Genomic DNA, 15,739 nt, shown 5'->3' with positions numbered 1-15,739 from the left:
AAACCTCCAAACTAATTCAACCCTACAAAACATCTAGACAACCCATACAAAAAAAGTTAGAGTATACTAAATTCAAACCCATGAAAGCTTCTGCTGTATCTTCAAAAGAAAAGCATTTATGGAGCTAGTTGATAATACAAGCAAATCACAGTATTGACCCGTATTTAGAGTAAACTCGAATTCTAGACATTGATCTATTTTAGGAGTTGAGAGTGGTGAAGTCCCCTGAAATTGCTGTGCTGAAGTTGGGGTTTCACTCTAAATTAGGAGACAAAGATAATCTTATTCTTCCTCACTTTCAGGTCATTAATTGATAATTGATAATTGATCACCTTTTTTGACCGAAAAAATTGGGATACAAGCCCCGTCCGTGATTGACGGCTTTATGTTAAACTTTCTTTTGTGGAAAGGGTAATCAACCACACTAAAAACCCAGTCACCGAAAGGCAACGCACCTTGACGCACTGAAGTTATGGGGTTCCGTACAGGAAAGCTTGTACGCTTATTAGCGCGCAACGCAACAAGTACAGAGAAACCAAGATTTTAGGTTTTGAACTGTAGGGTAGGGCATACCCAAACAGGTTTCTGAAATGGAGCAAAACGCTTGGGGAGAATTCATCTCTGGTGCAGATAGGGCAGCCTATCTGTATTAAATGGACTCGCTGAACCAAGAATCCCCGCCGTTTACGGCGTGGGAGTGTCAAGTAGTTTGAACGGGATCAGAGGAAATCTCTCAAACGGGTAGGATCACAGCCGCCCCGCAATTTTGTTCTCACTTTACGGTAAAATTAACCCTATTCATTCAACGATCTAAAAAAAATTATCAAACGATCGCGTATTGTGTTCCCCTATAGGCAAACAATAGAATAGGAACCGTAACCAGAGTTACAATTATTCAAAATGTCACAACCCACGATCGAATCGATACTACAGGAAAAACGCCTCTTTCATCCCTCGGCAGAATTTTCCCAAAATGCCCACATTAAAAGCTTAGACGAGTATAAACAACTCTACGAAAAAGCCAAAGCTGATCCCGAAGGATTTTGGGCAGAACTCGCCGAAAAAGAACTACACTGGTTTGAGAAATGGAACCAAGTCTTAGACTGGCAGCCTCCCTTTGCCAAATGGTTTGTCGGCGGTAAAATCAATATCTCCTACAACTGCCTAGACCGTCATTTAACCACACCACGCCGCAACAAAGCCGCTTTAATTTGGGAAGGTGAACCCGGAGACTCTCGTACTCTGACTTACGCTGAACTGCATCGAGAAGTCTGTCAGATGGCGAACGTGATCAAACAACTGGGTGTCAAAAAAGGCGATTGTGTGGGAATCTATATGCCCATGATACCGGAATCAGCGATCGCCATGCTCGCCTGTGCCAGAATTGGGGCAGCCCATACTGTGGTTTTTGGGGGATTTAGTGCCGAAGCGTTAAAAGATCGTTTAGAAGACGCCGAAGCTAAACTGGTGATTACCGCAGACGGCGGATGGCGAAAAGATGCCATTGTCCCCTTAAAAGAACAAGTCGATAAAGCCTTACAAACTGGTGCATCCAGTGTGGATAACGTTTTAGTCGTCAAACGCACCGCCCAAAATCTCCACATGGAACCCGGACGAGATCATTGGTGGCATGATCTCCAACAAGGCGCTTCGGGTAAATGTCCGGCTGAACCGATGGATAGTGAAGATATGCTATTCATCCTCTACACCAGTGGCACCACCGGAAAACCCAAAGGTGTTGTTCATACCACAGGCGGTTATAACCTCTACAGCCACGTTACCCTAAAATGGGCGTTTGATCTCCAAGAAACCGATATTTACTGGTGTACGGCTGATGTGGGCTGGATTACAGGTCATAGTTATATTGTCTACGGGCCGTTATCGAATGGGGCAACCACGTTAATGTATGAAGGGGTTCCCCGTCCATCCAACCCGGGCTGTTTGTGGGATGTGGTGGAAAAATACGGCGTTAACATCTTTTATACTGCCCCAACTGCCATTCGCGCTTTAATGAAGATGGGCGAACATCATCCGAATTCCCGTGACTTATCTTCGTTGCGACTGTTGGGAACAGTAGGCGAACCGATTAACCCGGAAGCTTGGATCTGGTATCATCGGGTGATTGGCGGGAGTCGTTGTCCGATTGTGGATACCTGGTGGCAAACGGAGACGGGTGGGTTTATGATTACGCCATTACCAGGGGCGACTCCAACAAAACCGGGTTCGGCAACCTTACCCTTTCCCGGAATTATTGCTGATATTGTCGATGCTGAAGGTGAAGCGGTTACGAACCAAAGTGGCGGATATTTGGTGGTCAAGCATCCCTGGCCTGGAATGATGCGGACGGTGTATAAAGATCCTGAACGCTTCAAACGAACCTATTGGGAACATATTCGACCCAAAAACGGCGAATATATTTATTTTGCCGGAGATGGCGCCCACAAAGACGAGGATGGCTATTTCTGGGTGATGGGTCGAGTGGATGATGTGATTAATGTTTCTGGCCACCGTCTGGGTTCGATGGAGATTGAGTCGGCGTTGGTTTCTCATCCTAGCGTTGCAGAAGCCGCAGTGGTGGGTAAACCGGATGAGGTCAAAGGTGAGGATATTGTTGCTTTTGTGACCCTAGAAGGGGAACATCAACCCAGTGAAGCGTTAGCCAAGGAGTTGAAACAACACGTCGTTAATGAAATTGGGGCGATCGCCCGTCCCGGTGAAATTCGCTTTACTGATGATTTGCCCAAAACGCGATCAGGTAAGATTATGCGGCGTCTGTTGCGAAATTTGGCCGCAGGTCAAGAAATTAGTGGCGATACTTCCACCTTACAAGATCGCAGTGTACTCGAAAAATTACGAGGTGGTGCATAGAGTTTTGCCCCCACCAACTTCCTGATCCCCCCGGCTTCGCCACCCCCCTTAACAAGGCAGGGCTGTTTCATTCTAAGTTAAAAATTGCCGGGGTTGATGGGGTGAAAGGGTGATGGGGTGATGGGGAGAGGAGTTTTTTCCGAGGAAAAATAGCTTTTTATTAATAAAAATCCTCCCTACCTCCCTACCTCCCTACCTCCCCACCTCCCCACAAATCAAGTTTTCGGGCAACGAAACGGCCCTGCCCTTAACAAGGGGGGCAGGGGGGATTGAGAGGTCAAAATAACTTTATTTCTAAAAAATACGATGAAACTTTTTAGATTTATTCCTCTTATTTTGATGACGACCTTAACTGCAACTCCGGCTTTAAGTCAACAACAATGTAATATTTATGTGATTTACGATCGCAATGATACTTTTGTTAACGTGAGAACCGCACCGAATGGTAATATTATTCGAGGAATTCCTAACGGGTCTAAAACTTCTGTAATTGGCGAAGAAAGTGGCTGGTATAAAGTGAATTTTGATAGTCGCTTTGATGATATTACCGGGTTTATGAAAAAGGAATTATTGTGGCGAAGTACAAGAGATTATGCGATGGACTCGAAAGATACTTATGTGAATTTGCGAGAGTCTCCCAATGGATCTGTTATTCGTCAAGTTCGTAATGGAACTCCTTTGACTTTTATAGAAGGAAACAGAAACCAATGGTTAAAAGTTCGTTTGGAAGATGGTAGCGCTACGGTAGGATATATGTATGCTCCGATGGTTGCTGATCCCTCTTGTAACTCAGATGGAAGTTTCATGCAGCCTCGATGAAGTGATTGGAATTGTTGATGTATGATCAGGTTTCTGAAGATAAACGGGTTAACAATTCACCTGCGGTTAAAATCTCAACAGAAGCATCTAAAAATCCCTGCATATTCCGAGTTACAATAGCATCCAAACCTTCCGAAACCGCACAGGCTAACTGCACCGCATCCTCAAAATCATCTGAATTTGATGCAATAGCAGCTTCTAGAATAGCACGATTAACAGCACATATTTCCAAGGAAGTGAGAATTCTTTGAACAGCTTGTTTAGCAATTGACGTACCTTTCGCTTTTTTGGAAATATAGAAGATATCAGTTACAGTTGTTGCTGAAACATAACCTTGAACTTCCCCGGATTCTATCAACTCAAATAAAGTACGAGCATCATTTGAAAAAGGCTTTCTGTCAAGAAAAGCATCTAAAAAAATATTCGTATCAATTAAAACTCTCATTGGAGATATTTTTCCTGGAGTCTTTTATCCAAAATTGCCTCAATTTCTTCATCTGTCGGGGGTGGATTATCTGTTTTTAGAATTCCGATTAATTCTGTTAATCCTCCTTTTGTTGGTGAAGCTTTATCCGTTTTGAGTCCGCCTCGCAAACGTTCCCAGACTTCATCGGGTATGGGTTCTTTGGGTCGAAGTTCATTAGAAAGTGAACGAATAATGGCTTCAACCAATAACAGGCGTTCATACACGGGTAAATTATCAGCTTCTTTCCGTAATTCCTGCCAATTCATATTTTTAACTCCTAATCTTTTATCCTATAATAGCGCACATTAAATTTAAACTCGTTCTAGCCATTTTTCTAAGGCTAAGTCAATTAAGGAGTCTAAACTTTTATAAGGTGAAGGTATTATCTTTATTGCTTTTCCTTTATCTTCTTCATAGAATTTTGAATAATCTTCTAATAACTTGACATCTTCATAGGTTAGGGCTTGTAATTGTTTTAACTTTTTATAATTATTCCAAAATTCTTTTTCATATTTTGCTATTGTTTTACTCTTAAGCGGTGAATAGTTATATCTAAACTGAGTTGGATCTTCTAATTGAAGCTTCTTCAACTCTCTCCCCGTTCTTATTGTGCCATTTAAATCCATTATCGCCTTTTTCCTTTTATTAATTTGCAGCCCTATTCCACTCGAAATATAACCCTCAACTAACGCTTTATCATTCCAATCTGTCCAAATCCTAGCCCGTCCAATACGGCTACTTTCACCGCCTTTAAACGGTATCCACAAAAATAACACCAGAGAATATCTTTTATTGAAAAGAAACTCGGCACAATATTTACTATTTTTAGAAGTACCATTTCCATATTTAATACTTCCTACACTTGAAAACTCTTGTATACTAGAATCAAAACTAAGAATCTTCTCTCTTATTCTCAAAATCGTCTCTTTTTTACTCGGTGGAAAATCCGTCATAAACTTCCGAAGTCTTTGAGGTTGACAGGGAAGATTACTCTCTCTCGCATCTTCATAAACAATTTGAATTTGTGAAGTTTTCTCGCTATCAATATCTTTCAAAATGAGATAAAATTTGTTATCCTCTTGAACAATAGAAAACTGAAAAAACTCAAATTCAAGTTGATGATATTTGCGATCGGTTAAATTATCTCGGTGAAAACTGGGTGCGATCGCCACTAAATTCACAGGTTTGTCATAATCAATGCGATCGCGAAAGGGCTGTTCTTCTAACAAGGCATGGTAATATCGAGTCAGTTGTTGAACAATGCCTCTATCTTCAACATTTTTTAACTCGATTACCACCAAGCGTCCGGTTTTGTCTGTAGCCAAAAGATCACAACGTTGACCGTTAACAATGTATTGACGTTGGATAACCGTCCATGAGAGTATTTCCTCAAGATGAGAAAAGAGAAAATCCTCTAAGGCTTCTTCACTCTCAAATTCCCAACATGAGCCAGTTTTCCTTAAAGTGACAAAACTTTGCATAGAAAGGGAAGGGTTCAGATTAAAATTATGATATCATAGCCATCACTTAAACCTAGAATTTTTGTATTTAAAGAACAGTGGGAACTTGGATTAAAGACTTACAAGTTACGAAAGTTGTTGATGGAGATACCCTCAAAGTATTGTTGAATGGTAAACGAGAATTTTTGAGGCTGCACTGTGTTGACACCGAAGAATCGTTTCCCTGTGGAACAAAACCCGTTACAAATGCGGGAATTGCATCTTCAGAAATGGCAATCCAATACTTTACGAATGCTGATGGTGAATTGACGCAGGTTGATGTAGAATTTGATGGGGACGAACCCGTTGAAGTCTGTCTAGAAAAATATAGAGACAGTCACGGTCGGATTATCTGCTATATTCATAAAGACGGTGAAAACTATAATACTTGGTTAATTAGAGAAGGTTGGAGTCCGTATTTTATTAAATATGGTCGTTCTATATTTTATCATCAACAAATGATGGAAGCCGAAGCGGAAGCCCAAGCTTATCACCGGATTATTTGGGATCATCATACCAATCAAAATGGTGCCTTTCGGAACTACGAATTATTAATGTCTTGGTGGACAGTACGAGACTCTATTATTCAAGATTATCGCCTGAATGGAATTCGGGCGGGAGTGCTTTCGGTTCGTTTAGATTATCCTAAAATTCTCGCCGCAGCAGCAAACGAGGAATGGATTACCATCTTTTGTGATTTACAAGATGGCGTGACAAAATGGATTGGAAGCGGGGCTTTAATTCATACAGGTTCAAAAGATCATATCTTAAAATTGTGGATTCCCGAAGCTAAAAACGATAAAAATGCACCCCTAGCTCAACTCATTCAAAAACGTTATTCAGGTTTAGGACGAGGTTATGTTTATGTGAGTGGACAAGCGGTAATGTATCGTGACAAACCAGAAATTACCTTGACAGATATCAAACAGATCTCCGATTTTTGTCCGATTTTTCCCCTTGAAAAACAGAGGCTTGTCAAAACCCGAGAAAAAAGTCAATAAAGCTGCTAAACTATAAATATGATTCTTGAAAATAGAGTACAAGCCATGCCGACTTCTTTACCGGAAGGATTTCCTGAACCCACTCAAGCAGGTGTAATTGAAATCAAGTATTATCCGGCTTATCGGGGAGTAACCTATTCTCATCGCGGAGATTTAACCCAAGCCACCAAAGCAGCATTTAACCCCTTATTTCAGCATATTAGCAGTAATAATATTGCCATGACAACACCTGTAGAAGCCCGTTATCAAGATGCTTCTCGGGCGGAGGTTTCGTTTTTGTATTCAAGTCCTCAAATTTCTCCTCAACAGGTTCAATCTGATGTTCAAGTTCTAGATACTGAAGCGATGATGGTTGTCAGTATTGGAATTCAAGGGGCTTATACTTGGGAAAGTTACGAAACTCATCTTCAGAAACTTCAGAGTTGGTTACAACAAAATCCTCAATATCAAGCAGTTGATTCGCCTCGAAGGTTGTTTTACAACTCACCCATGACACCCGAATCTCTCAAATATAGTGAAGTGCAAATACCCATTCAAAAAGTCTCTTGATTATAATCAGATTAAGGTGAAGTTTTACATCTATCTAAAGATAGATTTTATGACTTGCTAAAAATGTTAAATTGAGAGGATAGCTTAATTTTTAACTCAAGAAGATCACTCTAGATTAATATTAGCTCAAAGTCGTCAAAACTGATTTGACTTTTCACTTAAATTTAGGTATCCTCACAAAAATCATCATTCAGGGTCTAGGAGAATACCCGCTTAGAAAACTCACATATTTTCCTCGAACAAATCTAAAGTATTGTCAACTATGACTTCACAACTGCCCACAGAAAAACCTGGAAAAATTGACCGCATCAGCCAAGATGAAGCGATTGAAAAAATAGAAGAAACGATAGACTCCTCAACCGAACAAGATATTGATTTAGAGTTTCTCTACACCCGAGATATCGAATTTCGTCAAGAAACCATTTATTTTATTGTTGTAGATCGATTTTGTGATGGAGATCCTGATAATAATGAAGGCCCGAATCCTGAACTTTATGATCCCCAAAAACAAGATTGGGGAAAGTATTGGGGCGGAGATTTACAAGGAGTTATTGATCAGTTAGATTATCTCAAAAATTTAGGCGTAACCGCCCTCTGGTTAACCCCTTTATTTGAACAAGTTGAAGGATTATTCTTTGAAAGTGCAGCCGTTCATGGCTATTGGACAAAAGACTTTAAACGGATTAATCCTCGCTTTATTGGAGTTGATGAAAACCCCTCACTCAACCAAACCCAAGATACAAAAGATACTGTATTTGATCGGTTGATTGAAGAATTAGACAAACGAGGTATGAAGTTAATTCTAGATATCGTTTGTAACCACAGTAGTCCTGATGTCGCCGGAGAAAAAGGCGCCCTTTATGATGATGGTGTCAAAATTGCCGATTTCCATGAAGACGCTAATCACTGGTATCATCATTACGGAGAGGTCACAGACTGGGAAGATGAATGGCAAGTTAAAAACTGTGAATTAGCAGGACTAGCTTCATTTAATGAAAATAATACCGAGTATCGAACTTATATCAAATCAGCGATTAAACAATGGATAGATCGCGGGGTTGATGCGTTACGAATCGATACCGTCAAGCATATGCCAATCTGGTTTTGGCAAGAATTTATTGCGGATATTACAACCTATAGACCCGATATTTTTATCTTAGGAGAATGGATTTATTCTAGCCCAGATGACGGACTTTCTGTTGAATTTGCCAATAATTCTGGAATGTCAATCTTAGACTTTGGACTCTCTATCGCGATTCGACGGGCATTAGGAAACTGTGAAGAAGAGGGATTTTATTTAATTAAAGACGTTCTTGATAAAGATCATTATTATGACAGCGCAACCGAATTAATTACCTTCATCGATAACCATGATCTGCACCGTTTTCAGACCTTAAATTCTGATCCCGGTTATCTGCATATGGCGGTTGCCTTAATCATGACATCCCGAGGAATTCCCTGTCTATATTACGGGACTGAACAGTATCTTCACGATGATACCAATGGCGATTACAATCCTTACGGAAATAATGATCCTTATAACCGTCCGATGATGGAAAAATGGGATAAAAATAGCCCTCTCTATCGTGAAATTCGACTGCTTTCAGGGGTGCGACGACTCAATCCTGCGGCTTCAATGGGAGGTCAATGGCAAAAATATATTACCCCTGATATTTATTGCTATACCCGTCGTTATCGCGATTCTAGAGTGTTTGTGGCGATGAACCGAGGTGAAGATGTTGTTTTAGAAGCGGTAGAAACAGGTTTACCCGATGGAGAACATACCGATGTGATGTCACCGAATAAATATGAAGTTGAAGAGGGGAAAATACACAATCTTCAGCTTGATTCTAAACAAATTATAGTCCTTTCTCATGTGGGAGAACGTCTAAAAGCCCAAACCATTGTCCGAGTTCAGTTAAATGGAGTGCAAACCCTTCCGGGTGAAAGTATTGTTGTGATTGGAGATTGTCCAGAACTCGGAAATTGGGATATTGGCAAATCTTATCCCCTAGAATACATTAATAGTAATACTTGGTTTGCAGAAATTCCCTTCAATGAAAGTGCCGGAAAACTAATCAATTATAAGTATACCATGCTCCGTCAAGGACAATCTCCTCTGCGAGAAAATTTAGTTTCTCGTCGTTGGGTAATTGCCAGTGAAGGGATTGTAAAATGGCGAGATCGATGGGCTTCTGGTCGAGAATCTTAACAAGAAAGAGGGAACAGGGAACGACGGATCAGGGAACAGGAAGAAGGCAAAAGGCACTCATGCAAAAGTAAAGACTGTTCCTTGTTACTTTAAAACTGTTTTTACGGGTGACGGGTGACTGAAAATCCCCGCCTCTACAGATATTCAATTAATAAGAATCTCCCGAAAGATGAACGATCAATTCACGATTATGTCGATGATTGCGATGTTCCCAAACATAAAGACCTTGCCAAGTTCCTAATACCAATCGTCCTTGAGAAACCGGAATTTGTTCAGAAGTATGAGTCAAAACACTGCGAATATGAGCGGGCATATCATCAGGCCCTTCAGCATCGTGAATATAATAATTGCCTTCAGGAACTAATTTTGACAAGAAATTTTCTAGATCTACCAATACATCTGGATCAGCATTTTCTTGGATAATTAAACTGGCTGAAGTATGGCGCAAAAACACACTACATAAACCTGTTTTAATCCCAGATTTGGAGACAATATCCTCAACCTGATGGGTGACTCGGACGAGAGACTTGGGAGTTGTAGAAACTCGAATTAATTGTTGATAGTGAGTCATAACCGTTAATCGTAAATAATGGACAATCTTTTCAGAGAACAGCGTCACACACTTTTAACACTATATCTACATCTAACAGAGTTGTGTCTGTCCTCAAAGACCCATGCAGACTTGTGACTGACCCTCAAAAAATAAAAATAAAATTAAGTCAGCAATTTTGCTCACCTATTATATACTGGTATTTTGCTAATCTTGTATGTGAATCCAGATCGAAAAATCGATAGCCATGCGAACCCATTACTGTGGACAACTCAGAAGTACCGATATCGGAAAAACCGTCACTCTCTGCGGATGGGTGGATCGTCGTCGAGATCATGGCGGAGTGATCTTTCTGGATTTGCGCGATCGCCACGGCTTAGTTCAAATCGTCAGCGATCCTCAACGCACTCCAGACTCCTACCACATCGCTGAAAGTCTGCGAAATGAATATGTCGTCAGAATTACAGGTCGAGTCTCTCAACGTCCAGATGAGTCTCTAAACCCCAAACTCGCCACCGGAGAAGTCGAAATTTACGCCGATAAAATTGAACTTCTCAACGCCCTGGGAAAACAACTTCCCTTTCAAATTTCCACCGCTGAACCTGAATCTGTTAAAGAAGAATTACGCTTAAGATATCGCTATTTAGATATCAGGCGCGATCGCATGACTCGCAACCTTCAACTCCGTCATGCGGTTGTGAAAGCAATGCGTCGGTTCCTCGAGGATCAAGAACACTTTATTGAGATTGAAACCCCAATTCTGACTCGTTCCACCCCAGAAGGGGCCAGAGACTATGTTCTCCCCAGTCGGGTTAACCCCGGAGAATGGTTTGCTTTACCGCAGTCTCCGCAATTATTTAAACAATTGTTGATGGTATCGGGAATGGATCGATATTATCAGATTGCTCATTGTTTTCGCGATGAAGATTTACGGGCTGATCGTCAACCGGAATTCACTCAATTGGATATGGAAATGAGTTTCATGTCTCAAGAGGAAATTCTAGCTTTAAATGAAGCGTTAGTGGCTCATATTTTTAAAGCAGTTAAAGGGATAGATTTACCCCTTCCTTTTCCCCGTTTAACCTATGCTGAAGCCTTAAATCGTTATGGTAGTGATAAGCCAGACACCCGCTTTGGTTTGGAATTAGTTGATGTTTCTGATCTGGTTAAAGACTGTGGTTTTAAAGTCTTTTCAGGAGCGGTTAAATCGGGCGGAATTGTGAAAATATTACCGATTCCGGGTGGGAATGAAGCGTTTTCTAATGTGAGAATTAAACCCGGTGGTGATTTATTTAAAGAAGCCAGTGAAGCCGGGGCGAAAGGCTTGGCTTATATTCGGGTGAAAGAAGGTGGAAAACTTGATACAATTGGGGCAATTAAAGATAATCTGAGTGAAGACCAAAAGCAAGAAATCCTCAAACGAACTCAAGCTAAACCTGGTTTCCTGTTGTTATTTGGGGCGGGAGAAACAAACACGGTTAATAAAACGTTAGATCGGTTGCGGTTAGTGGTTGGGGAAGAATTGGGATTAATCGCTAAAGATCAGACAAATTTCCTCTGGGTGACTGATTTTCCGATGTTTGAATGGAATGCAGATGAAAAGCGTTTAGAAGCCTTACATCACCCGTTTACTGCACCTCATCCTGATGATTTAGCGGACTTAAAAACTGCTCGGGCTTTGGCTTATGACTTGGTTTTAAATGGGTATGAAATTGGCGGTGGAAGTCTGCGAATTTATCAGCGAGATGTTCAAGAAAAGGTATTTGAAACGATTGGATTATCCATAGAGGAAGCGTTTAATAAGTTTGGATTTTTATTAGAAGCTTTTGAATATGGTACACCTCCCCACGGCGGAATTGCTTATGGTTTAGATCGGTTGGTGATGTTGTTAGCTGGAGAAGAATCCATTCGCGATGTGATTGCCTTTCCGAAGACTCAACAAGCCCGTTGTTTGTTAACGAATGCACCGTCTAAGGTAGAGGATAAACAGTTAAAAGAATTACACGTTGCCTCGACCTATAAACCGAAGAAGTCAGAAGAAAAGAGTTAGTTTACAGTGAAATTGTAGGGTGGGCAATGCCCATTCTACCTGATTTATGATCCTTAACCGAGAAAAAAATAATTACCCCAGAATAATATTGCCGGGGTATATCCTGCTGATGTTCTTAATCGTCTACAATATTTGCCCAGGCGGAGAAAGAGGGCGGAAAGAAATCGATTTCATATTCAGATTCTTCCCATTCTTTAACCCAAAGCGGAACTTTTCCTTTCTCTAGTGTCAGAGCAAACTGTCGTTCTCCAACTTCTGTGATGTGAAAAATTTGTTTGAGAGTATCGCCTTGATCTAAAGCTTCACTGAGGATTTCATCAAGTTCAGGAGCAACCCGTTTAACCCGGCTTTTGTTATCTTCATCAACCCAAAGTAACTTCAGAGATTTGAGATTACGCGGACTGAGTTCACTCCTAAAATAGACTCGTTTAAGCGTTGCTACGGGTTCTAAACTCCGTTCAATGCGGCGAATTTGTTGGAGTCGTAAGTTGTGATGTTCGGCGAGACTTTTGCGTTCAGGTGCTGAGATAATCCCCTTAGTATTGGCGTGTTCCATCCCATATCTCACCAACGAACAGCCCAAGTTAGCTAACAGGTGAATAAGCTGTCGCTCTTTGGGAGTGGCTTGGCGTCGAACGAGGGTGTTAGTGGCTCTCCTTGGTCTTCTTGCTGTCATCTGGACTTACTCTATTCGTCTTGTACTTGAGGACTTTCCCTTGAATTACAACCCCTTTATCCTGCACAAGATCGACAAAATCCGCCAGAGTCTGGGGAAAATTTGTTATGGTCTTGACCTTTATGGGAAGGCGATTAGTGAATCAACAGGAGTAAGTGCAGCCCTGGGTTGGCAACCCATCGGTTAGCTGTAGGCGAGGTTCATTCAACGGGATAAGGTATTCTATTAAAACACTTAATGGCGGATATGATCAAAATTGAGATCATCCTTAACAACGGGAAAAGAGACAAGGTAGAAATTTTTGTCTGATCATTCGGGGGTTTAACCCTCTATTGTTACCTGACATTATTGATAGCTTTTTGAAAAAGTGGGTAATTGCAATAGACCTCTTGCATTAATCAAAAGCCAACTGCAATAATATCAATATAGACTCGCACACCTTAATTGGTCAAAAGCATTCAATCTGACTTGTCCGTAGTGTCCAAAGTTGTCCACAGATTCCCTATTTTGGGGTAAAATGCTTAACCAATTGATCGATTTGGGTGTTCTACCATCAGGGCGCATCTCCTTTTCTTAGAATACTAGGTGATCCTATTATATCCCAGATGAGGAGATATTTAGAGAGGGGGTACTTCCCCCTCTTTCAGTATGTTTGTTCGCAAATGGACAGTATTTTTAGAGTTAGCATCGATAGAAAGCAGGCTAAACTCCCTTGAGAAATGGTCAGGGATTTGTTAATTTTAGAAAGACAAAACTTAATTAAATGTAAACAATCCCTATGGAACGCTCCAAACTCGTTGCCTATCTCACGGGTGCAATTTCTATCATTTTAGCGATCGCTTACCTGTTATTAGTCTCTCTGCTGGATCTTCGAGGCGAAATGATTCCGGCACCTCAAGACCCGTTAATGATTCCATCTGGGATCAAATCTTTGTCATTAACTGCGGAGAGTCGGCGATCTCAAACTGCATTTACTGCACCATTTTTGTCGCCTTAATCATGTGATAAGCAATCAATAATTGGGTGATCGCCAACGGATAACTTTGCAGAATTTCTCCTGTCGTTCCAGTCAGTTTACCCAGTTCTTGATTTCCCACACTACAAAAATCCTTCAAGTGAGGAAACTCATTACATAACATCATCTCCAAAGAATTCACCTGTTCGAGAGTCGCATGACTATCAATTTCTAACACATCCACAGGCTTACCCATATCTCGATCCAATCCTAAACGGACAGCCGAGAGGGGATAGCGATCATTTTGATCTAGAATCTCTGTAAAATCGGGATGAGGAATTGTCGGACGCAACACCAAACGCACATTCAAATTAGAACTGTTAGTTTCTTCATTATCGGGTGGATAAAACGTCACCACCACATCAGCCCATTTGCGTTGGGGACGAATAAACGACTCGGAGTCGGGTTCTCGTTGACGCAAGGCGGCTAATACATCCTCTTCTGAGTAGCTTCGTTTCATGGTATCCCGCTTCACTTTCCACTGAGTTCGCAGAGACTCTGGCGGGGCGAGATACACCCGTACATCGTAGCAATCCCGGGCGCCGCGAGTTGAATATCCCAGTAATCCCTCTACAATCACAAAGCGGTTAGGCTTGACATACTCAGGTGGTTCAAACGTACCCGTGTGATGACTGTAAATCGGTTTGAGAATAGGTTGTCCAGTCCGCAACAGGGTGAGATGCTGCTGCATAACATCAAGATAGTTTGCATCTGGATGCAGCGCGGTCACTCCTAATGCTTTTCGTTGTGTACGATCATAGCGATGATAGTCATCTGTACAGATTACAGTCACGTTTTCTGGACCCACAACCTGGGCAATACCCCGTGTTAGTGTCGTTTTTCCGGCTGCACTATCCCCAACAATACCTAAAATAATCGGACGATTGCTCATCTTGCTCCCTTTGCCGAACGGTAGCCTAATGGGATCATTTTAGGGGGGAAGGTCGGCCAAATCAAGTCTAATCAAGAGTCAGCAATATTTTAAATCTAGATTCGTATTCAATCAATTCTGCTAAAATTCCATACGATACTGGCGTAAAGCCGCTCTAACTAAGCAAATTTCATCATAACTATATTGCTCACCTAAATACTCATAAATAATTTGAAGTCTTGTATCTCCAACTGCTCCTATGGCTTCAGTAATGGCTTGCTGGCGAGGTAATGAAACCAAACGATTAATATCGACAGATTGGCTCGTTCCAATTAACTTGATTAAATGCCCACTAACCACACTTTCAGATACATTTCGGCGATGGGCAATCTCCTGAATACTCAACCCTTGCTGATGCAATTGTAAAGTATACATTTGACTATTTATTGATGAATTAAAATTGGGAATCATAAATTTTAGGGAGATGTTGATCCCCCAGAAAGACCTTGTTCTTCACAATAGTTACGAATAGCACTCACAAACCGTTCTCCATAGCGACTCAACTTATGGTTTCCAACCCCTGAAATCTCTAAAAAAGCCTCTAATGTTACCGGACGTTGTTGTGCCATAGCTCGTAGTGTAGAATCGGGAAACACCATGTAGGGGGGAATCAATTGCTCATCGGCGATCGTTTTGCGAAGTTGACGTAAGTGATCAAATAACATCTCAACTTCTGCTGCCAGTGAACGGGTTTGAATATCTAAATTCCGTTTCTGAGCAATCGCAATTTTAACTTGTCGTTGACGCTGCATCACTTCCCAACTACAAGCATTTAGTTTCAAGATACCATAACCATCTGTTGTCCGGTCAAGCAACCCTTGATGAAGAAGCGATCGCCCTAAGCTTTTCCACTCATCAACGGTGTGATCTTTTCCGATCCCATAGGTTGAAAGTTTATGATGTCCTCGTTCCAGAATTTTATGACTTTTTGAACCTCGTAAAATATCAATAATATAACTAATTCCGTAACGTTCCTTACAGCGAGCGACACAAGATAAAAACTTCATCGCTTCAATCGTCCAATCTTCAATCGGCTTACTTTCACGACAATTATCACATTGCCCACAATTCCCCGGAAATTTCTCCCCAAAATAACCTAAAAT

Annotated in this window: 15 protein-coding genes; 7 read left to right on the top strand and 8 right to left on the bottom strand. The window is 41.2% G+C overall.

The features are described 5' to 3' along the window. Positions 1–900 precede the first annotated feature (900 nt). Both acs and L8106_RS24310 read left to right on the top strand, forming a co-directional pair. A complete protein-coding gene (gene acs / locus L8106_RS24315) occupies positions 901–2,868 on the top strand; it encodes an acetate--CoA ligase (RefSeq protein ID WP_009787157.1) in 1,968 nt (655 codons plus the stop codon). Positions 2,869–3,174: 306 nt separating this feature from the next. Then, entirely contained in the window at positions 3,175–3,687 is a 513-nt protein-coding gene (locus L8106_RS24310) for an SH3 domain-containing protein (protein ID WP_009787156.1), read from the top strand. A 25-nt stretch (positions 3,688–3,712) separates the two neighbouring features. Here L8106_RS24310 and L8106_RS24305 read toward each other — a convergent pair whose 3' ends face one another. From L8106_RS24305 to L8106_RS24295, 3 genes are read right to left on the bottom strand one after another with little or no spacing between them, the layout of a single operon-like run. Beyond that, on the bottom strand, positions 3,713–4,132 hold the full coding sequence (locus L8106_RS24305; protein ID WP_009787155.1) for a PIN domain-containing protein: 420 nt from the start codon (positions 4,130–4,132) through the stop codon (positions 3,713–3,715). Beyond that, complete coding sequence (locus tag L8106_RS24300; protein ID WP_009787154.1) at positions 4,129–4,419, bottom strand: hypothetical protein; 291 nt, start codon at positions 4,417–4,419, stop codon at positions 4,129–4,131. The genes L8106_RS24305 and L8106_RS24300 overlap by 4 nt, the downstream gene beginning before the upstream one ends. A 45-nt stretch (positions 4,420–4,464) precedes the next feature. Further along, positions 4,465–5,634: an endonuclease NucS domain-containing protein gene (locus tag L8106_RS24295; protein ID WP_009787153.1), complete on the bottom strand. Its 1,170-nt coding sequence runs from the start codon at positions 5,632–5,634 to the stop codon at positions 4,465–4,467. A gap of 77 nt (positions 5,635–5,711) precedes the next feature. Between L8106_RS24295 and L8106_RS24290 the strand changes: the two genes are divergently transcribed. The 3 genes from L8106_RS24290 (at position 5,712) to L8106_RS24280 (ending at position 9,414) form a co-directional block, all read left to right on the top strand. Then, positions 5,712–6,653 carry a thermonuclease family protein gene (locus L8106_RS24290; protein WP_009787152.1) on the top strand — a complete coding sequence of 314 codons (942 nt, stop codon included), beginning with the start codon at positions 5,712–5,714 and terminating at the stop codon, positions 6,651–6,653. A 45-nt stretch (positions 6,654–6,698) separates the two neighbouring features. After that, on the top strand, positions 6,699–7,202 hold the full coding sequence (locus L8106_RS24285; protein WP_009787151.1) for a heme-binding protein: 504 nt from the start codon (positions 6,699–6,701) through the stop codon (positions 7,200–7,202). A gap of 262 nt (positions 7,203–7,464) precedes the next feature. After that, entirely contained in the window at positions 7,465–9,414 is a 1,950-nt protein-coding gene (locus L8106_RS24280) for an alpha-amylase family glycosyl hydrolase (RefSeq protein ID WP_009787150.1), read from the top strand. A gap of 148 nt (positions 9,415–9,562) precedes the next feature. Here the strand turns inward: L8106_RS24280 and L8106_RS24275 are convergent, their stop codons facing one another. Beyond that, positions 9,563–9,985 (bottom strand): secondary thiamine-phosphate synthase enzyme YjbQ, encoded by a 423-nt coding sequence (locus L8106_RS24275; protein WP_009787149.1) that lies wholly within the window; start codon positions 9,983–9,985, stop codon positions 9,563–9,565. A 226-nt stretch (positions 9,986–10,211) separates the two neighbouring features. Here L8106_RS24275 and aspS point away from each other — a divergent pair, with 226 nt between their 5' ends. Continuing rightward, on the top strand, positions 10,212–12,014 hold the full coding sequence (gene aspS, locus L8106_RS24270; RefSeq protein WP_009787148.1) for an aspartate--tRNA ligase: 1,803 nt from the start codon (positions 10,212–10,214) through the stop codon (positions 12,012–12,014). Between the two features lie 115 nt (positions 12,015–12,129). On the opposite strand, the gene L8106_RS24265 is transcribed toward aspS, so the two are convergent. Continuing rightward, positions 12,130–12,690, bottom strand: coding sequence for a hypothetical protein (locus tag L8106_RS24265; protein ID WP_023064592.1), 561 nt, complete (start codon positions 12,688–12,690; stop codon positions 12,130–12,132). A gap of 778 nt (positions 12,691–13,468) precedes the next feature. On the opposite strand from L8106_RS24265, the gene L8106_RS24260 reads away from it, so the two are divergent. After that, positions 13,469–13,687 carry a hypothetical protein gene (locus tag L8106_RS24260; protein WP_009787145.1) on the top strand — a complete coding sequence of 73 codons (219 nt, stop codon included), beginning with the start codon at positions 13,469–13,471 and terminating at the stop codon, positions 13,685–13,687. Here L8106_RS24260 and L8106_RS24255 read toward each other — a convergent pair. From L8106_RS24255 to L8106_RS24250, 3 genes are all read right to left on the bottom strand, one after another. Next, positions 13,662–14,597 (bottom strand): phosphoribulokinase, encoded by a 936-nt coding sequence (locus L8106_RS24255; protein WP_009787144.1) that lies wholly within the window; start codon positions 14,595–14,597, stop codon positions 13,662–13,664. The genes L8106_RS24260 and L8106_RS24255 overlap by 26 nt on opposite strands. A 120-nt stretch (positions 14,598–14,717) precedes the next feature. Next, positions 14,718–15,011, bottom strand: coding sequence for a helix-turn-helix domain-containing protein (locus L8106_RS33935; protein WP_050779173.1), 294 nt, complete (start codon positions 15,009–15,011; stop codon positions 14,718–14,720). A gap of 41 nt (positions 15,012–15,052) precedes the next feature. Beyond that, positions 15,053–15,739 (bottom strand): RQC domain-containing protein (locus L8106_RS24250; protein ID WP_009787142.1); only part of this gene is annotated, 687 nt, incomplete at its 5' end.

This window comes from Lyngbya sp. PCC 8106 (genome assembly GCF_000169095.1).
Lineage (GTDB): Bacteria > Cyanobacteriota > Cyanobacteriia > Cyanobacteriales > Microcoleaceae > Capilliphycus.
The sequence above is the reverse complement of the archived record's forward strand: the minus strand, read 5'-3'. Positions and strand labels throughout refer to the sequence as shown.